Consider the following 18946-nt stretch of genomic DNA (forward strand, 5'->3'; position numbering starts at 1 on the left):
GCCCGTTTCATCCGCATGTGCGCAAAATTACAGCGACTTGAGGAATGCCAGCAAGGCCTCGCGCTCCTGCGCCGACAGGTTTTCGAAGCGCTGGCGCGAGCGGTCCGCCTCTCCGCCGTGCCACAGGATCGCCTCGGTCAAATTGCGCGCGCGGCCGTCGTGCAGGTAGCCGGCTTTGCCGCTCTTGCCCATGACCATATCGGTGTAGCCGATGCCCCACAGCGGCGCGGTGCGCCACATATTGCCTTTCGCCTGGCCTTCGGCAAACTTGTCGGCCAACCCGGCACCCATGTCATGCAGCAGCATGTCGGTGTACGGGCGGATGGTCTGGTTGCGCAGCTCGGCGAACAAGTGACCGGAACCGGTCTTCATCTGCACGGTATGGCAGGCGGCGCAGCGCATTCCCTGGAACAGCTTGCTGCCCGCGCTGACCTGCTGCGCGTCGACCCGGTGCTCGTCGAGCGGCGCCACGCCCTTTGGAAAGCCGCTGGCGACGCTGCGTTGCGCCGGCACGCCGACCAGTGCCAGGTACTGCGCGATGGACTTGAGATCGGCGTCGGCAATGCCCTTTTGCGTACCGCCCGATGCACAGCCGGCCGGATTCGCGCCGCAGCTGCGGTTCGGATAGAGCGGCGAGGTGACCGACATGTCGAGCAGCAGCGCGTCGGCACTCTGGTGGCGCAGCGTGGCTTTCGATGCCTTCCAGCCGAAGCGGCCGAGGCGCACCGCACCGCTCTCCGGATCGAACACGAAGTTGGCCGTGCCCTTGACGCCGTCGGCATCAAGCGGCTGGGCGGCGCGCGCCAGGATGTCCGCTTCCGGAATGGCCTCCAGCAAGCCGGTGCCGATCATCGGCTGGGCCGCGCGCAGCGAGTAGGCGTCCGGCACCGGACCTTCAAAGCCGAGCGTGGGTTTGCGCAATTCAACCGCGGTGCCATCGGCCAGCTTCACCGGACGGGTCTCGAAACCCGCCACGCGCACGCTGGTACCCCAGTTCTGCGCGTTGCCCGAAGGCGAGACGGCATTCATCTGGACCGCCGTGCCGTACAAGGGGTGCGGCACTTGCTGGCCGGCCGGGTTGGTCGATGCGACCCGCACCGACATGCTGTCGAGCCGCTGGTTGAGCGCTGACGGCGCCGGGCTGCGGCCATTGTTGACGTGGCAGGCGATGCAGGCGGACTGGTTATAGCGCTGCCCTTGCAGACCCACGGCGGGCGCATAGCGGTCGTTGCCCGGCTCGTTATGGTCGCCCGTCAGGAAGCTGGTGTGCACCAGGCGCCGGCCCTCGACGAAGCGCTGCATGTTCTGCATGCCCACGTTATTGTGCGGCTGCTGGAACATGAACAGGCCGTTGTCGGTGTAGTTGTACGAGATCGATCCCTGGCCGCCGGACAAGGTCTCTTCCGGCAGCGGCACCGAGTTCAGGCGCGGCTGCACGCCGTACCATGGTTTCAGGCCTGCGCCGACCACGTACACCCACTCGTAGGAGTAATAGCGGATGCCGCCGGTATCGCCCTTCGCGGCCATGGCTTCCCTGGTCGAGAAGAACGATGGCGACACTTCGATGATGTCGCCGGCCACCAGCGCCCGCCCAGGCACGTTGGTGTTGTTCGGCAAGCCGTTGGCATCGATGCCGCCATGTCCCGGGTAGCCCTTGACCAGCAGGGTGCAGGCGCCGTTGATCCCGTTGACTTTGGTCAGCTTGCCGTTGGCAGGGTAGGGGATCGGCGCGCACTGGGCCACGCTGCGGTCGACCAGTTCGCCGGGATTCATCCAGCCGTAGCCGGTCACGCCGGGCCGGTCGAAGGCGCGGAAGAAGGCGATGCCGCCAGACAGGAAGTCGGTCTGGGTGTACTGGTTGACGATCAGCTGCGGCTTGCTCACGCCGGCCACGCGGCTGTTGTCGATGATTTCGACGCCCCAGGTGCGGTTCTTGAAGTATTGCGGCACGAAGGTGAGGTAATTGCCCGGGCCTTTGTCGAGCGCCAGGCCGGTGGCCGGGTCCACCGTTTCGTTGGGGCCGTAGCCGATCTCGTTCCAGTCCTCGCCGCGCTCGCGGCCGTGGCGGGCCAGGCCGCGCGCGCCGAAGCGGGTGACCAGGGTGCCATCGGGCAGGGTGAATTGCAGCGTTTCCAGCGGTTCGGCCGAGGCCGGCAACGGGCTCATGGCACTGCCATTGGCAGGGAAGGGATGCGCTGAGGTGACGGACGCGGGCACGGTGTTGTCGCTGCCGGGCGTCTTGAATTCCACCTCGAACAGCGAATAGCCGTATTGGGTGGCGCGCGCCACGCCCTGCAGGCGGATGAAGCGCGCGTTGATGCCGAGGTTGAAAAATTCCTCGGTACCGCCCTGGCCGTTGCCGACGTTACGCACCTGGGTCCATTTCTGGCCATCGTCGGAAACGCGCAGTTCATATTGTTTGCCGTAGGCGTTTTCCCAGAGCAGCTTCATGTAGCCGACCTGGGTCTTGGCGCCGAAATCGAACTCGATCCAGGCGCCGTCTTCGGACTTGCTGGCCCAGCGCGTCGCCGCTTTGCCGTCGATCGTCATGGCCGCCGACATGGCCTGGTTTTCCAGTGCCGACGAGCTGGCCGCGACCGGTTTGATTGCGACGCCAGGCTTGCCGGGTTCGCCTGGTCCGGGCTCCGGGACCGGTACCGGGACCGGGACCGGGACCGGGACCGGTACCGGGATCGAGGTTACCGGCGTACCGGAAAAGGCCTGGATCTGGAAGATCGAGTAGCCGTACTGGGTCGAACGCTTGACGCCCTGCATGCGCAGATAGCGGCCCTTGCCGTTCAAGCCGGTGATGTCCTCGGTGCCTCCCTGGCTGTTGTCCACCGTGCGGATCGTGGTCCAGCTGGTGTTATCGTCGGACACCTGCAGCAAATAGTGGATGGCGTGGGCGTTTTCCCAGTCGATCCGCACGCGGCTGATGAGTTCGGACTTGCCGAAGTCGAGCGTGAGCGATTCGCCGTCGGAAAAACCACTGCCCCAGCGGGTGCTGTCATTGTGATCGATGGCGGCCATGCCGGACAGGTCGGGCCGTTCGGCCGAACTGGCGCTGGCACTGAGCGGCGTGAGCGCGGCTTGCGCCGCCGCTCCGGCGCCGGCGACCAGGCGCGACGTGCCGCTCATGCTGCCCTGGGCGGCCGGGGTGGACTCGCCGCCGCCAGTGCCGCCGCAGGCGGCCAGCAGCAGTGTCAGGGCGAGGGGAAGCCCCTGGGCCGACAGCTTGCGCAATGGCCCCGGCGTCGCCCCGTGTTGGCGCGCGCCCGATGTTGAATACCTCATGTTGACCTCGTAGTTTTCGGACTTCATTAACGTGATGCGGCCAGATCGACCGGCCCGCATGCTTCTTCTCTTGGTTTGGCAGGGCCATCGGCAGCCCGTCATCGTGCGATTTCTTGATTGCACCGCATCCCGTTTGCATCTTTATAACATGCACATATGACAATCTGGAAAGCTTACCAGCGCCGACGGCGGTTTGTTGGGTTGACGTGTTGGGAGTGCGCGACGCCCGGGGGAATCGTGTTTACGCGAGCGGCGCCAGGGGCAGCGTCAAGCCGATGCTGATGCTATACTGTACGTTAACACAGTATTCAAAGTTTCCCGCATGCACAAATTCACGCCGATCAATCTGGAACCGGTGCCGCGCAGCGGTCCGGTGCCCAGCGACACCAAACGCCCCGACATCGGCATATTCCACGTGGCGGACGACGCCATCACCAACGCCAGCACCGACAGCGAAATTGCCCGGGAATTCATCGCGCACGGGGAATTGAGCGAAAAATCGATCGCCAACACCCAAAAAGAACTGTTTCGTTTCCTCACCTGGTGCCGCGAGGAAGCGGGCAGGTCGTTTCACCAGCTCAGCGTGGCCGACCTGAACCTGTACAAGGAATTCCTGAAAAATCCGCCGCCCGACTGGGTGGCGACGACCAAGTGGCCGCGCACCGATCCGCGCTACCGTCCGTTCACGGGACCGCTGTCGGACGCCAGCCGGCGCCAGGCCATGATCGCCGTCAAGGGCTTGCTGGCCTTCGCCGAACAAACCGGCTACATGCGGCGCAATCCGGCGCGGCTGGTCAAGAACGTCAAGGCGCCCACCGCCAGTCGCATTACGCGCTACCTGACCCCGCATGCGATCGCCCTGGCGCTGGCCACGGTATCGATGCGCCCGGCCGACACGCCATCCACGCTGCGCCGGCGCGCACGCGACCGCTTTTTGCTGGTGGCGTTTACGCATACGGGGGCGCGCCTGAACGAGATCGTCAGCGCGAGCATGGGGGCAATTTATACCGAGGGCAACGGCCGCTGGTGGCTCGATGTGATCGGCAAGGGCAACAAGCCGCGCCGGCTGCCGGTCCCGCCGGAGATGCTGGCGGCGTTTCGCGATTACCGCCATGCCTTCGGCTTGCTGCCGCAAACGGCGCGCGCCGACCGCACGCCACTGGTGCTGTCGAGCCGCACCCACGCCCTGGCGCGCATCACCGATGAAGCCGCCGCGCAAGCCCTGAAAGCCGTGTTCGGGGCTGCGGCATCGGCCGCCGCCGGCCAGGGCGATACCGAAACCGCCGCGGTGCTGCGGCAAGCCTCGCCGCACTGGCTGCGCCACAGCATGCTGACCAACCATGCCAACAATGGCGTGCAGCTGAAAACCCTGCAGGATACGGCCGGCCACGCGAATATCGCGACCACGGCGGCCTATCTGCACAAGACCGATAACGAGCGGCACGACGAGATCCTCGCGTCGCTGACCGGGCGGGGCGCCGCATAAGCGCCTGCCGGGCCGGGGCCGGCTCGCCGTACCAGTAAGCGGCGCCCACGCCGCCATGGCTTGGCCGATCGATCCGGCCCCGATAACTCCGGCATTTTCGGGAAAACCAGCAGGTGGCGCGCGTCTTGCTGAGCTGGCCGACGAGGCCGCTACTCGGCCAGACGCTGGCCGATCTCATCGTGGAACGCCTCGCACGCCAGGCTGCGGGCCGTTCGTGCATACCCGTCGAGGTGATCGCGCGTCAGATTGCAGAGGCGCAGTTATCGCTGGTCGACAGCTGGGTGCTGGGGCGGCCGCACATGGACCTTGATACGGCGACCGATGCACTGACGCGCACCTCGCGCCTCGCCCTGACAGCGCGCGCCGTTGCGGCCATGGCGGAGGCGCATCGCTTTCACCGCCAGTTCGAGCGCGACCTTGCCGCAAAGTTTGGCGAGCAGCAGCTTGCCGCGATGCGCCTGATCCTGGAAGACATCTTCGCCGGCGCAAGCGCGGACGGAATGGCCCATGTGCGGCCATTTTGATGCGACAACGAAGAGGCTGTGAATGGGATCGCATCGTTGTCGCGCAAGCGGCAGCCGTGCCGGCCCCTATTCATGTGCGTGACGGTGGTGAATATCCGGGTAGTGCGGGTGGATGTGTTTTTGCGGAACATGTCGATGCGGATAGGCGTGCGGCTCGCTGCCATCCCACTCGAAGTCATGCTCACGCTGATGATGATCGTCATGGCTATGCGCGTGGGTGTGCTCCATTGGCTCGTGCTGGTGTTCATGCCCGTGCGACTCGGTCAGTTGCAGCCAGATGCCGCCTCCCATCAGGCTGGCCGCAATCCAGAAGCTTGCGCCAGGCGCCTCGGCCAGCATGATCGGCGAGATTGCCGCCCCGACGAAAGGGGCAACGGAGAAATAGGCGCCGGCGCGCGCCGTGGAATGGCAAAAGCTACCCACGGTACGCCCAGGACCGGCACCTGTTCCCAGGAGAGCAGGGCGGCGGCAGCGACGATCAGCAGCATGCCGGCGAAAATCCTGCGGTCGACGTTTTCCTTGAAGACAAACCACGCCAGCATGCCGGTCAGCACGCCTTCCATGTTGAGCAGCAGCGAGGCGGACGAGGCCATCAGCAAGACCGCGCTGAACCAGCACGCGCACAAGGAAACAGACAAGCAAGCCGCTGCCGCTGCCGAGATACAATACCCCAGCCAGCGCGACCGGCGCGACCTGTCCGACGAAAACCTTGGCGAACGGCGTACTGGCGCCAAACAGGGCGGCCGCCAGCAGGGCATAAAACACGTCTTTGTGTAGATCCGCTTCGCTCGTCGATTCCTGTTGGCGCCGATCCAATATTTGCCCGCCACGCAGGTCCAGATTTGACCCAGGGCAGGGCGCTGCGTTCTCATGAGCAGTTGTGGATAAGTGCTACATCGTTCATTGACTATCCCCGCTGCCTGCCAGACACTCGAAAGAACTTCCGCAGTACTTGGCAGTGATGGGTTAGGTGATGTTACGTCATTGTCGGTAAGGGTGCGGCTCGTGGCAGGCGCACGGTGAATATGGTTCCTGCCTCAACACTGGACTCAACTTCGATAGTTCCGCCGTGCGACGTAACAATTTCACGCGCAATGAACAGCCCAAGTCCCATGCTTGTAGTGGCGGGGCCTTTTTGGTCCGTCATAATTGCCAGCTGCACCAGTGGATCGAAAATCGCAGCCAGGAAAGCCCTCGGGATCTCTGGTCCAAAGTTTTTTACCTGAACTATCGTTGCCTCTGCTTCCCCGAATGTAGAGATCGTAACGGGATGATTCTCCCCTTTGTACTGAGCCGCGTTGTTCAGCAAGTTCGAAAAGACTTGGGCTAAACGAGGCGCATCGTAATCCCCTATTCGCTCACCCGCTTTCTCCACCTCAAAAATGCATTCGGGATGAGCTGCGGAAGCCTCATCGACAGCCGATTGACAAATGTCCACGATGTCCCCTAGCACGGGGCGAATCGGAATTGCCCCACCCAGCTGCGTCCTGGCGTATTCCAAGAGGTCGTTGACCATTGTGGTCATCGCCGCGGCACTTCTGGAAATCCTTGCGCCGATCTGCATCGCATTGGCCTGATCGATTGTTGGACGGACCAAAAAGGCCCCAGCCATAGTCATCGTAGCTAGCGGGCTCCGCAGATCATGTCCAAGTATCGCCAGGAACGTATCGCGAGTCCGATTCCTTTCATCAGAAAACCGGACGGCGGATTCCTGGAGCGCCTGGTCAATCGATTCATTGAATCGAAGTATTTCTGCCGTATTCGCCTTCGACGCTCTCGTTGACTTATCCATCCAAAGGCGCAGGACGCTAGCCCTCATGGCGCGGAACTCAGCCGTTACCTCAGGCATGGTAAAGCCGCTCAGTTGGCGCAATGATCCGTGTGTTGAGGCAGCACTCTCGCCCCCACTAATTTTCGACACGTCGCCGACCGACTTCTCTTTCTTTTGCTGTGCGCTTTCGATGGTTTCCATATCGAGCGCGATGGCCTTTAGCATTTGCCTGGCATGGTCCTGCAATTCAGCCTCTGGTACGATAACTCCGGGCTTGGACAGCGAGCGTGCGAAATCCTCCCACTCCTTGAGGATATCATCCAGGTGACTAAGTATAAAACGCGAGAGTTTCATAGTCCCTCTGACAAGAAGATATGGATGTGAAGTCTACGCTGATAGACGAATGAGCGCCGCACGCAAAACGCGGCCAGCACCCCAGGTCGTCGAGCAGCGGCCGCGAGCGTTCCTGCCGAACGGCTTTGCGTGCGTCAGGTGGTTTTCCAGTTAGGAACGATGGGACACGCAAATCTTCTGAAGCAACGCCAGGACGAGGAGGGTGGCGCCCGGCCCACGCCGGGCATGAGCGAGGCGCACGAGCGGACTACTGCGTCGAAAGCTCGCTGTGCCGAGCACCGGCCCCGTCACGCGCGCTCGGTTCACGCTCAGGTTTCTCAAGAGAGCGACCCGCTTGGCATTACTCACTCATAACGCTACTTGCCCGCGCTTAATCTGGCGTTAATGTTCATTGGATAGTCTTCTCCTGAACAAGCCAGACAGGAGAATCGACATGTTGCAGAAAATAGCCCCGCCTCGGACCGCGGATACGCAGAGCGAAGCGACGCATACCGGCAAGCGCCACGATTATGTCGCTGAGTACCTGGGCGTAGACGCCGCCGGCCGCGCCGGACTCCAGGCATTCATCGCCGCTGCCTTCTTCAAGTCCTATGGAGCCGAGCTCAGCCATTTCTGCGACACCCTGATCGGTTGTCGCGATGCTTCCGGCCAGTGGATTGCGGCGCTCGGTTATTCGCTCGCCGCCGACGGCCCCTTGTTCCTCGAACAATACCTCGATGGACCACTGGAGCAGGAAATCGGCGCGCGCGCAGGGTATCCAATCGCACGCTGCCAGATCGTCGAAGTGGGCAACCTGGCGTCCGGGCATGCCGGCGCGGCGCGCGCGCTCATCGTCAGTATGACGCGCCTGCTGCATGGACAAGGCTTGCACTGGGTGGCCTTTACCGCCACCGCCAGCCTGCTCAATTCCTTCACTCGCCTGCGCCTGAAACCGGGCGTGCTGGCCGAAGCCGACCCGCGCCGCCTGCCAGATGCTGGAAAACACTGGGGCAGCTATTACAACTCTCAACCACAGGTGATGTTTGGCGACATCCGATACGGCTATGCACAACTTGCTTGATACACTCCCCGAGAATGCCCCCCTGATCGATGGCGGGGCCGGTCCCTGGACCCGCGCCATGCTCCAGGCCCGCATCGCGCAACTGCGCGCTGCGCTACTGGCGCGCAGCGCACCGCTGGCGCCGGTCGCGCTGCTGGCCGATAACTCGCCCGAATGGCTGGCGATTGACCTGTGCACGCAGGAAATGGGTATCACCCTGGTGCCGCTCCCCTTGTTTTTCACGCCCGCCCAATGGCTGCACGTGATCGCCCAAAGTGGTGCGCAAGCCTTGTTTTGCGCCCAGCCGCAACAGGGGGCGGCGCTCGGTTTCGGCAAGGCCATCGACTGCGGCGGCGCGCTCGCCCTGTGCGAGAACCTGCTGGCCGCCGCCGCGCCGGCCTTGACCGATGTGCAAAAAATCACCTTTACGTCGGGCACGACCTCGAACCCCAAGGGCGTGTGCCTCAGTACGGCCCAACAGTGGCATGTCGCGCGTGCGCTGCATGCCGGTCTAGGCGAACTGCACTTGCAGCGGCATTTGTGCCTGTTACCGTTTGCTGTACTGCTGGAAAATATTGCCGGCCCCTACACGGCGATGTTGAGCGCAGCGACCACGATCTGCCCGCCGCTGGCCGAGGTCGGCCTGTCCGGCTCGAGCGGCTTCGATCCACAGTTGTGCCTGGCGGCGATCGAACGCTACCAGGCCCACAGCATCATTGTGCTGCCCCAGATGCTGCAAGCGCTGGTGGCCGCCGTCGCTCCCGATGACAGCCGCATCCGCAGCCTGCGCCTGGTGGCAGTCGGCGGCGCCAAGACCCCGGCGCGTCTGCTCGCCGCTGCCAACGGCGCCGGGTTTCCCGTCCATGAAGGCTATGGCTTGTCCGAATGCAGTTCCGTGGTCGCGCTCAACCTGCCGGGCGCCCGGCGCGCCGGCAGCGTGGGGCGCCCGCTGCCGGGACGCACGTTGCGCATAGCCGCCGATGGCGAAATCGAGATTGGCGGCGTGCATGCGCGCTACCTGGGCCAGGAGGACACTGCCGCTGCCTGGTTCGCCACGGGCGACCTGGGCCACCTCGACGCCGACGGTTTCCTGTACATCGATGGCCGCAAGAAGGACATCCTCATTACCGGCTATGGCCGCAATGTGTCGCCGGAGTGGCCCGAGTCGGCCCTGATCGGCAGCGCCCGCCTGGCCCAGGCGCTCGTCGTCGGTGAGGGCCAGCCTTACCTGGCGGCCCTGATCGTGCCGTTTCCCGGTCACGACAGCGTGGCGCTGATCCAGGACGCGGTGGACCATGCCAACGCCGATCTGCCCGATTACGCCCAGGTGCGGCGCTGGAGCCTGGCGGCGCCATTTACCACCGCCAACGGCCAGGCCACCGCCAACGGCAGGCCGCGGCGCGCCGCCATCCATGCCCATTACCAAGAACAGATTGCCGCATTTTTCGACCTCACGGAGTACACAGTATGAGTTTTTTCGACACCTTGCAAACCGCCACCGAGCCCGAACGCCAGGACCTGTTCGCCATTCCCGTGATCTGCGACGCGCTGCGCGGCGAGATCACGGTGGCCCAGTACATCGCCTTCCTGAGCCAGGCTTATCATCACGTCAGGCATACCGTGCCGCTACTGATGGCGTGCGGCTCGCGCCTCGACGGCAAACACGAATGGCTGCGCAACGCCATCGCCGAGTATATCGAGGAGGAGCTCGGGCATCAGGAGTGGATCCTGTCCGATATCGCCGCCTGCGGCGCCGATCCGGAGCTGGTGCGTCATGGCCAGCCCAACCCGAGCACCGAGCTGATGGTCGCCTATGCCTACCACCAGATCGACCGCGGAAATCCCGTCAGCTTCTTCGGCATGGTGCATGTGCTCGAAGGCACCAGCACCGCGCTGGCGACCCACGCCGCCGACATCATCCGGGGCGCATTGGGCTTGCCCCCGACCGCGTTCAGCTACCTGAACTCGCACGGCAGCCTCGATATCAAGCACGTGGCCTTCTTCAAGGAGTTGATGAACCGGCTCGACGACAGCGCCGACCGCCAGGCCGTGCTGCACAGCGCGCGCATGATGTACCGCCTGTATGGCGACATCTTCCGCAGCCTGCCATCCGGCCGGGAGGCTTGAGATGGGCGCGCGCAGCGCCGGCTTTCCCTACCGCGCGGTGCTGACCGGCGCCAGCGGCGGCATCGGCGCGGCCATCGCCAGGCAACTGGCGCCCGGGTGTGCGCTCTTGATCCTGGTCGGGCGCAACCGGGCCGCGCTCGAGGGACTGCGAGATGAGCTCAAGAGTTGTCCGGTGCACATCGTGTGCGGCGATCTGACCGATCCGCGCACACTGAGCGCGATCGAGACGGCCGCACGCAGTCTTGGCGGCATCAACCTGCTGGTCAATAATGCCGGCGTGAGCGATTTTCACGCCTTCGCCAGCCAGTCGCCCGACGTCATCGCCACACTGCTCGCCACCAATTTGCTCGCGCCGATGCTGCTCACGCGCCAGCTGATCCCCGTGCTGATGGCCGCGCCGGCCGCGCAGGTGGTCAATATCGGCTCGGTGTTCGGCATGATCGGCTTTCCCGGCTTTGCCGCCTACTGCGCCGCCAAGGCCGGCCTGAAAGGGTTTACCCAGGCGTTGCGGCGCGAGCTGGCCGACAGCGCCGTCGAGGTGCGCCATTTCGCGCCGCGTGCTACCCGTACCGCCATCAACAGCGATGCCGTCGGCGCCATGAACCGCGCGCTCAAGACCGCCGAAGACACACCGGAACAGGTGGCGGCGGCCTTTCTGCGCTTCCTCGACGCTAACGGGTGGCAGCGCACGCTGGGCGCGAAGGAACGGTTCTTTGTGTTGCTCAATCAATTGCTGCCGGCACTGCCGGACGGCGCCATCCGGGCGCAGTTGCCCATCATCCGCAAGCACCTTCCCAAGTAATCCCTGGTCATTGCCTTTTTCAGGAGAGCTTCATGCAACAACACATTACCAAGCTTCGCGCAGCCATCGGCGCGCTACTGTTGGCCGCCGCACCCGCGTTCGCGGGCGTGCCCGAAGACGTTACCATGCTCCAGCAGGAATGGGAGCACATCAAGTACCAGTTGCCCGCCGCACAGCAGGAAGCCCAGTTTGAACGGCTGGTCAAGGAAGCTGGCGTGCTCGCCGCGCGCAACCCGAACAGCGCCGACGTGTTAGTCTGGCAAGCGATCATCGAATCAACCTACGCCGGGGCCAAGGGCGGCCTGGGTGCGCTGCCGCATGTCAAGGCGGCCAAGAAAACGCTGGAACAGGCGCTGGCCATCAATGCCAACGCACTTGGCGGTTCGGCCTACACCAGCCTCGGTTCCCTGTACTATCAGGTACCGGGGTGGCCGCTTGGCTTTGGCGACGACCAGAAGGCGGCCGACATGCTCGGGAAAGGGCTGGCGCTCAATCCGGACGGGATCGACCCGAACTATTTTTACGGCGAGTTCATGCTGCGCAAGGGTGAGCTCGACCGTGCCGAGAAATATCTGCGCAAGGCCCTGCTGGCGCCGCCCCGCCCGGGCCGCCAGTTGGCCGACGAGGGGCGCCGCAAGGAAATCGCGCAGTTGCTGGCGCAGGTGGCCGCAAAACGACAGTAATTGCCTCGGAGGAGGGGATCGATTGAGAATCTTGCTCGTTGAAGACGACGACTTGCTGGCCTCGGGTTTGCTGCTGGCACTGCGCCGCGCCCACTATACGGTGGAACACGTGCGCGACGGCGCCGCCGCGGTGCGCGCCCTGGCCGACAACCGGTTCGCGCTGATGGTGCTCGACCTGGGCCTGCCCACCATGGACGGCACCGAGGTGCTCAAGGCCGTGCGCGCCAGGGGCGACCAGCTCCCGGTGCTGATCCTGTCGGCGCGCGACGCCACGCGCGACCGCATTCTGGGGCTCGACCTGGGCGCCGACGACTACCTGGTCAAGCCGTTCGAGCTCGACGAGTTGCTGGCGCGCTTGCGGGTGCTGATGCGGCGCCGCAGCGGCCAGACTGTCAACCAGTTGCAGCTGGGTGAGCTGATGCTCGACCTGGAAGGCTTGAGCGTGACCTGGCAAGGCAAGCCGGTCGATATGGCGCGGCTGGAATTCATGCTGCTCAAGAAAATGGCGGAGAGCCCACAGCGCGTGTTTAGCCGGGCCCAGCTCGAGGAGTCGCTGTATGGCTGGGGTGACGGGGTCGAGAGCAACAGCATCGATGTCCACGTTCACCATATCCGCAAGAAACTGTCGGCGGCCGCCATCAAGACCATCCGCGGGGTTGGCTACCGCATCGGCCTGGCGAACGCATGAGCGGCCGCCTGTATTCGCTGCGGCGGCGCATGGTGGGTACCACCATCGCCTGCATGCTGCTCATCTTCGGTGGCATTGGCCTGGGCGCGCACCTGGTGGCGCGGCACGAGTCCGAAGAACTGTTCAGCGCCCGTCTGGCGACCTCGGCGCGCGTGCTGGAGGCGCTCGTTGCGCGCCAGCTTGGCACGGCGACGCTCACTCGTCCGCTTGTGATTGCCTTGCCGAAGGAGCTCGAAACGAGCACCAGCGATGCACCGCAAACCGTTGGCCACCCGTATGAAACCAAGGTGGCATTTCAAGTCTGGGGCGACGCCGGGCAATTGCTGGCCAAGTCGGCGTCGGCCCCTGGCCCGGCGCTCGGCAAGCTGGCGCCGGGCTTCAGCCAGAACACGATCAGTGGCACTGTCTGGCAAGTATTCGCGCTGCATTCGGGCACGGTATGGGTGCTGATGGCGGAAAAGGATGAAGTACGCCAGGAAATGGCGCACGACATCGGCTTGTCGATCCTGACCCCGCTCGCCATTGGCGGCCTGCTGATGCTAGGCGCAGTCAACTTCGTGCTGAGCCGCAACATGGGCGCGCTGGGGGAACTGGCCAGGCGCATCGCCACGCGTCAGCCCGAATCCCTGGCCCTGATCGAGTTGCCGGAAACGCCGCTCGAACTGGCGCCGATCGTGACCGAACTGAATCAATTGCTGGTGCGTATACAGTCGGCATTCGAGCGCGAGCAGCACTTCATCAATGCCGCCGCGCACGAAATCCGGACCCCGATCGCGGGCTTGCAACTGCACCTTGAAAACGCACTGCGCGCCGGCAGCGAGGCCGAACGCAACAAGTCGCTCGACAGCGCCATGGTGGCGGTGCGCCGTACCAGCAAGCTGGCCGATCAGATGCTGGCGCTGGGCCGGATCAGTGCCGGCGGCAATGCCGGCAGCGCCGAGGCCAGTTCGCTGCTCGAGATCTGTTGCGAGGTGATCGGCGCGTTCGAGCCGCTACTGACCAGGCGTGGCCAGAGTATTGGCCTGGAAGCGCAGGAAGATTGCCTGGTGTGGGGCGAGTGCGAGCAGCTTGGGCGGCTGTTGCAAAACCTGATCGACAATGCCTCGCTGCACGGCGCTCCGGGCACCGACATTCAGGTCACGCTGACGCGGCGTGGCGAGCGCGCGTTGCTGAGCGTGTCGAACGACGGTCCGGCCATTCCCGACGAGCTGCTCGAACGGATCTTCACGCCCTATTACCGTGTGCCCGGCAGCGAGTCATCCGGTCATGGCCTGGGGCTGGCGATCGTCAAGGAAATCGCCGGCCAGCACCACGCCACGATCGCCATCCACCGCAAGGCCGACGGGCAGGGCACGGTGGTCGAGGTGTCGCTGCCGGCGTTCGAGCCGACGATTGGCTGCCACGCCCCCACCTGACGGACTTGCGGGCCGCGATCCGTACTGCCCGTTAGTGCGACATCCATAACGCAACCGGCGATGAATCCAGCGCCGGTCGCGTTATGGATGTCGCACCAGCTAGAGAGGGCCGCTGATAGCCAGTCAATTTTGATGTGCATCAACGTTTCTTCATCGCCGTATTCGTAAACTGAACCCGGCTTGAACTTCCTTGTGCGCATGGCCTTGGTCTCGCGTCCTATTGCACTTCAGCCAGTCAGGCCGCTGGCCTGGCGGCGCCAGCTTACTTCATCAGGAACAACGTGAAATTCAAGGACTATTACCAGACCATGGGGGTCGAGCGCACGGCCAGCGCCGGCGAGATCAAGCAGGCTTATCGCAAGCTGGCCCACCAGTATCACCCTGATGTCACCAAGGATGCCCTCGGCAAGGAAAAATTCCAGGAAATCGGCGAGGCGTATGCCGTGTTGAAAGACCCCGAAAAACGCCTCGCGTACGACCAGCTCGGCAAGGCCCCCGCGGGCGCCGATTTTGCGCCGCCGCCCGGCTGGCAGCATGATGTGGATCCGAACGGATCCGGCTTCGACGATGTCGACTTCGGCGATTTGTTCGCCGCGTTCGGACGTTCAGCCCGGGGTGGGGCGCCACGTCGGCCTTCCCCCGCACGCGGTCAGGATGTTGAAATCACTGCCCCCGTGTCGCTTGAACAGCTGCACGGCGGCGGCGACATCGAGGTGCGAGCGAACCTGCCCGAGATCGACGCGCACGGCATACCGCATCGGGTCAGCCGCACTTTCCGCGTTGCGTTGCCAGTCGGCGCCGCCGATGGCCAGCGCCTGCGTCTGGCCGGCAAGGGCGGGCCCGGCACGCAGGGCGGTCCGGCGGGCGATCTGTATGTTGCGCTCGCATTGACGCCCCACCCTTTGTACCGTACCAGCGGCCGCGATCTGTATATGGATCTGCCGCTGGCGCCGTGGGAAGCGGTGCTCGGGGCCAGCATCCGGGTCCCCACGCTGGACGGGCCGGTCGAACTCAATGTCAAGGCGGGCTCTACTGGTGGGCAGCAATTGCGCCTTGCCAAACGCGGTTTGCGCGCAGCCGATGGCAGCATCGGCGCGCTGCATGCCGTCATTCTCATCAAGACGCCGTCCTCGGTGAACGAGGCCGAGCGCGCCCTCTACCAGCAATTGGCCGAGGTGTCCGACTTTCAGGCGCGTCCGCACTTCGCAAACGGGGATGCAAAGGAGATGAAAAAATGACGTTGCAAGTGACGCACGCCCTGTGGCTGAACGACTCCGCCGTTTGTTCGATCGAGCACCTGGTCGAGGTATCGGGTTTGCCGCGCGAAGAAATCGAGGACCTCGTCGAGAACGGCTTGATGGATCCCGTCGATGAGGCGGCGCGGTCCTTTCATCTGCTGCATGTGGTCACAGTAAGGCAGGCGCGCAGGCTGCGCGACGATTTCCAGCTCGATCGCAACGGTCTGGCGCTGGCCATGACGCTGCTGCGCCGTATCGCTTCACTGGAGCAGGCTCTGCTCGCCGCTCAGTCCCGCCACCCGATCGCGTTGCTCCCCAAGGAAAAATTACCATGAAAAATCTGACCACCGCATTTGGTGCGCCAGTCGTCGGCAAGCAGAATATCCCGACCGCTGGACCGCGCGCTCCGGCGCTGCTGCAAGATGTGTGGTATCTGGAAAATCTGGCCCGCTTCGACCGCGAGGCCATTGCCCGCCTCGGCGCGGCGCAAGCGTGAGTCGGCTTGTCAGTTCGCTCGCCGCCGATGGCGCGCTCAATCAGCTCGGCGCTGTCCGCACCTTGGCGCAACTGTTTGCCTGGCGAGTCAATCAAAGCCGGGACGCACCTGCCTACCTGGCGTTCGACGCCCGGGCGCAAGACTGGAGCGCCGTATCCTGGCAGCAGATCGGTGCGCGGGTCGAGCGCTTTGTCCTGGCCATGGAATCGCTCGACTTGCAGCGCGGCGCCCGCGTCGCCATTTTGTTGCCCAATGGCCTGGATGGCGTGAGTGTCGATCAGGCCGCACTCGCCCTTGCCTGCGTGCCGGTCCCCATGCATGCGCTGGATAATCCGGACAGTATCGCTTTCATTCTGGCCGACAGCGATGCATCGCTGCTGGTGGCGCAATCGGAGGCGCAGTGGCAGGCCATCGCCGCCACCGGCATGGCGCTGCCTTTCCTGCGCCACGTCGTCATTGCAGACGGCGCGCAGCTCACCGCGGCGGCGACGGCGGAGCGCTCGGTGCTGACCCTCAAGGGCTGGCTGGCCTCGGCTGCGACGGCCGAACCGGGCCCGCGCCCGGGGCCGGAGCACGACGATCTGGCCGCGCTGGTCTACACGTCGGGGACCACCGGCAAGCCGAAAGGGGTGATGCTCACCCATGACAATGTGCTGGAAAACGTCAAGGCGACAATGCTGCGCGTGGCGCCGGTGGCGCAGGACGTGTTTCTGTCATTTTTGCCGCTGTCTCACACGTTCGAGCGTACGGCCGGCTATTACCTGCCGATTGCGGCGGGCAGTTGCGTGGCGCATGCGCGCTCGGTCGCGCTGCTATCGGACGACCTGAAGGCGGTGCGCCCCACCATCCTCATTTCGGTGCCGCGCATTTACGAACGGATGTACAGCGCGATCGCGGGCAAGCTGGCCGGTTCGCGCGTGAAGTCGATGCTGTTTCGCGCGGCGCACACCGTGGGCTGGCGTCGTTTTTGCCGCACGCAGCACTTGGCCGTGCCAGGCCGCATGCCGGCCTGGATTGACGAATTGCTGTGGCCCATGCTCGACAAGCTCGTGGCCGCCACCATCCGCAAGCAGTTGGGCGGCCGCCTGCGGGCGGCCGTGAGCGGCGGGGCGGCACTATCGCAAGCAATCGCGCACTGCTTTCTTGGATTGGGGCTGCCCATTTTGCAGGGCTACGGCATGACCGAAACCTCGCCCGTGGTGGCCGCCAATGCGCCGCACGACAACGACCCCGCCACCATCGGCAGGGCGCTGCAGGGCGTCGAGGTGCGTATCGGCGAGAATCGGGAACTGCAGGTGCGCGGCCGCAGCGTCATGCGCGGCTACTGGAAGCGCGAGGCCGACACGGCCGCCGCATTTGTCGACGGTTGGCTGCGAACGGGCGACCAGGCTGCGATCGAGGATGGGCGCATTCGCATTCTCGGCCGCATCAAGGAGATCATCGTCACCTCGACCGGCGAGAAAATCGCTCCCGCCGACCTGGAGCAGGCCATCACCGGCGACCCGCTGTTCGAGCAGGCGTATGCCTTCGGCGACGACCAGCCGTTCATCGCCTGCGCTGTGGTGTTGAGCCAGTCCGGCTGGACCCGGCTGGCCGCCGAGCTGAATCTGAACCAGCTCGCCCATGACAGCTTGCGCGACCCGCGCGCCCAGGCCTTGGCGCTCCAGCGCGTGCGCGAACTTACCACGGCATTCCCCCACTATGCACAGCCCCGGGCCGTCATCCTGAGCCTGCTGCCGTGGACCAGCGAGAATACCCTGCTGACACCCACGCTCAAGCTCAAACGCTTGAATCTGGCCAATCACTTCGCTGCCGACATGGCCCGGGTCTATCAGCGTTGATGTTCTCAGCTATTGGGGAAAAGGATAAAGACATGAAATTCAAGTCCATCGCTGGCGCCGTCCTGGCAGCCGGCAGCGCCGCCGCCGCGGCGCAAAGCAGCGTGACGCTGTACGGGATTGCCGATGCTGGCCTGGTGCGCGAAGCTGGCGGCAGCGCCGGCAGCGTGACCCGGCTGGGCAGCGGTATTGCGTCCGCATCCAGAGTGGGCCTGCGCGGCAGTGAGCATCTCGGGGGCGGCATGGCCGCCATCTTCACACTGGAAAGCGGATTGAAGATCGACACCGGCGAGCTTGACAACGCCGCGACGCTGTTCAACCGGCAAGCATTCGTCGGTATCAAGAGCGCAGCGGGAAGCTTGACGCTGGGCCGGCAGTACACGCCATATCACAGCACCCTGACGGGTGTGGGCGATCCGTTCGGCACCGGCCTGGCGGGAACGGCCAAGAATCTGTTTCCCGATTCTGGCAGCAATGTTCGCACCAGCAACACGTTGATGTATGCGATGCCGGCCACGCACGGTGTGACGGGCGAACTGGCCTACAGCGCGGGCGAGCAGGTCTCGGCGTCTGCCGGCAGGCAATTGGGCGCAGCGTTCGGCTACGCCGCCGGCAAGTTGAACGTCCGGCTCGCGTTTAACCACAAAAACTCGGACATTGCCGCGACTGCCGGTGTGGCGGCGGTCAGCCGCAGCATTGGCAGAAATACCTTGCTGGCGGCAAACTACGACGTTGGCGTCCTCAAGGCGTACATTGCGTACGGCGTCGACAAGGGCTTCAATAGCGCACCACTGGCCAATGCGAACAATCCCTACGGCGGCGTGCGTCCGACCGCGTCGCTCGATGGCGCCGAAGTACTGCTTGGATTCACAGCGCCCCTGGCCGGCGGATCGCTGGTGGGATCGCTCATGCGCAAGGACGACAAGACCGCCTTCAACCAGGATGCGCGCGCCTGCGGCTTGGCCTATCTCTATCCGCTCTCCAAGCGAACCACGGTGTACAGCGCGTATGCCCGCATCAGCAATCGGCAAGGGGCTGGCTATACGGTGGCGAACAATTCCGACCCGGGATCGGGAAATAGCGCGCTCAATCTCGGGGTGCGCCATGCATTCTGACCGGCGGCGCGCTCTGCGCATCAACACGGCTCGCGGATTCACTAAGAGGACAGGATAATGGAAATAAAAGTACTAG

General features: G+C 64.3%; 15 protein-coding genes and 2 pseudogenes. 14 read left to right on the forward strand and 3 right to left on the reverse strand.

Going from position 1 to position 18946, the window contains the following annotated elements:
• Positions 1-27 precede the first annotated feature (27 nt).
• Positions 28-3294 carry a di-heme oxidoredictase family protein gene (locus PO883_RS22925; protein WP_289311803.1) on the reverse strand — a complete coding sequence of 1089 codons (3267 nt, stop codon included), beginning with the start codon at positions 3292-3294 and terminating at the stop codon, positions 28-30.
• A 322-nt stretch (positions 3295-3616) separates the two neighbouring features.
• Here PO883_RS22925 and PO883_RS22930 point away from each other — a divergent pair, with 322 nt between their 5' ends.
• Together PO883_RS22930 and PO883_RS22935 are read left to right on the forward strand one after the other, a co-directional pair.
• A complete protein-coding gene (locus PO883_RS22930) occupies positions 3617-4780 on the forward strand; it encodes a tyrosine-type recombinase/integrase (RefSeq protein ID WP_289311804.1) in 1164 nt (387 codons plus the stop codon).
• A gap of 125 nt (positions 4781-4905) precedes the next feature.
• On the forward strand, positions 4906-5304 hold the full coding sequence (locus PO883_RS22935; RefSeq protein WP_289311805.1) for a hypothetical protein: 399 nt from the start codon (positions 4906-4908) through the stop codon (positions 5302-5304).
• 66 nt (positions 5305-5370) lie between these two features.
• On the opposite strand, the pseudogene PO883_RS22940 reads toward PO883_RS22935, so the two are convergent.
• Positions 5371-6069: pseudogene (locus PO883_RS22940) on the reverse strand (hypothetical protein).
• Between the two features lie 211 nt (positions 6070-6280).
• Positions 6281-7429 (reverse strand): sensor histidine kinase KdpD, encoded by a 1149-nt coding sequence (locus PO883_RS22945; RefSeq protein WP_289311806.1) that lies wholly within the window; start codon positions 7427-7429, stop codon positions 6281-6283.
• 433 nt (positions 7430-7862) lie between these two features.
• Here PO883_RS22945 and PO883_RS22950 point away from each other — a divergent pair, with 433 nt between their 5' ends.
• The 12 genes and pseudogenes from PO883_RS22950 (at position 7863) to PO883_RS23005 (ending at position 18870) form a co-directional block, all read left to right on the forward strand.
• Positions 7863-8489, forward strand: coding sequence for a thermostable hemolysin (locus PO883_RS22950; protein WP_289311807.1), 627 nt, complete (start codon positions 7863-7865; stop codon positions 8487-8489).
• Complete coding sequence (locus PO883_RS22955) at positions 8473-9939, forward strand: AMP-binding protein (protein ID WP_373890095.1); 1467 nt, start codon at positions 8473-8475, stop codon at positions 9937-9939. Before PO883_RS22950 ends, PO883_RS22955 begins: the two co-directional genes overlap by 17 nt.
• On the forward strand, positions 9936-10595 hold the full coding sequence (locus tag PO883_RS22960; protein ID WP_289311809.1) for a TenA family transcriptional regulator: 660 nt from the start codon (positions 9936-9938) through the stop codon (positions 10593-10595). The genes PO883_RS22955 and PO883_RS22960 overlap by 4 nt, the downstream gene beginning before the upstream one ends.
• A gap of 1 nt (position 10596) precedes the next feature.
• Entirely contained in the window at positions 10597-11397 is an 801-nt protein-coding gene (locus PO883_RS22965) for an SDR family oxidoreductase (protein ID WP_289311810.1), read from the forward strand.
• A gap of 32 nt (positions 11398-11429) precedes the next feature.
• Positions 11430-12080, forward strand: a complete 651-nt coding sequence (locus PO883_RS22970; RefSeq protein WP_289311811.1) for a tetratricopeptide repeat protein — start codon at positions 11430-11432, stop codon at positions 12078-12080.
• Positions 12081-12102: 22 nt separating this feature from the next.
• Positions 12103-12768, forward strand: coding sequence for a response regulator transcription factor (locus PO883_RS22975; protein WP_289311812.1), 666 nt, complete (start codon positions 12103-12105; stop codon positions 12766-12768).
• Positions 12765-14183 (forward strand): sensor histidine kinase, encoded by a 1419-nt coding sequence (locus PO883_RS22980; protein WP_289311813.1) that lies wholly within the window; start codon positions 12765-12767, stop codon positions 14181-14183. The genes PO883_RS22975 and PO883_RS22980 overlap by 4 nt, the downstream gene beginning before the upstream one ends.
• A 281-nt stretch (positions 14184-14464) precedes the next feature.
• The gene (locus tag PO883_RS22985; protein WP_289311814.1) at positions 14465-15421 is read left to right on the forward strand and encodes a DnaJ C-terminal domain-containing protein; all 957 of its coding nucleotides are present in this window, start codon (positions 14465-14467) and stop codon (positions 15419-15421) included.
• Complete coding sequence (locus PO883_RS22990; RefSeq protein ID WP_289311815.1) at positions 15418-15756, forward strand: chaperone modulator CbpM; 339 nt, start codon at positions 15418-15420, stop codon at positions 15754-15756. Before PO883_RS22985 ends, PO883_RS22990 begins: the two co-directional genes overlap by 4 nt.
• Positions 15753-15890, forward strand: a pseudogene (locus tag PO883_RS22995) (catalase); the annotation flags it as partial. The gene PO883_RS22990 and the pseudogene PO883_RS22995, both read left to right, overlap by 4 nt.
• A gap of 23 nt (positions 15891-15913) precedes the next feature.
• Positions 15914-17758: an AMP-dependent synthetase/ligase gene (locus PO883_RS23000; protein ID WP_289311816.1), complete on the forward strand. Its 1845-nt coding sequence runs from the start codon at positions 15914-15916 to the stop codon at positions 17756-17758.
• Positions 17759-17790: 32 nt separating this feature from the next.
• Positions 17791-18870, forward strand: a complete 1080-nt coding sequence (locus PO883_RS23005; RefSeq protein WP_289311817.1) for a porin — start codon at positions 17791-17793, stop codon at positions 18868-18870.
• The last annotated feature ends 76 nt before the right edge of the window (positions 18871-18946 follow it).

It is taken from the genome of Massilia sp. DJPM01, assembly GCF_030348125.1.
Taxonomy (GTDB): domain Bacteria; phylum Pseudomonadota; class Gammaproteobacteria; order Burkholderiales; family Burkholderiaceae_D; genus Telluria_A; species Telluria_A frigida.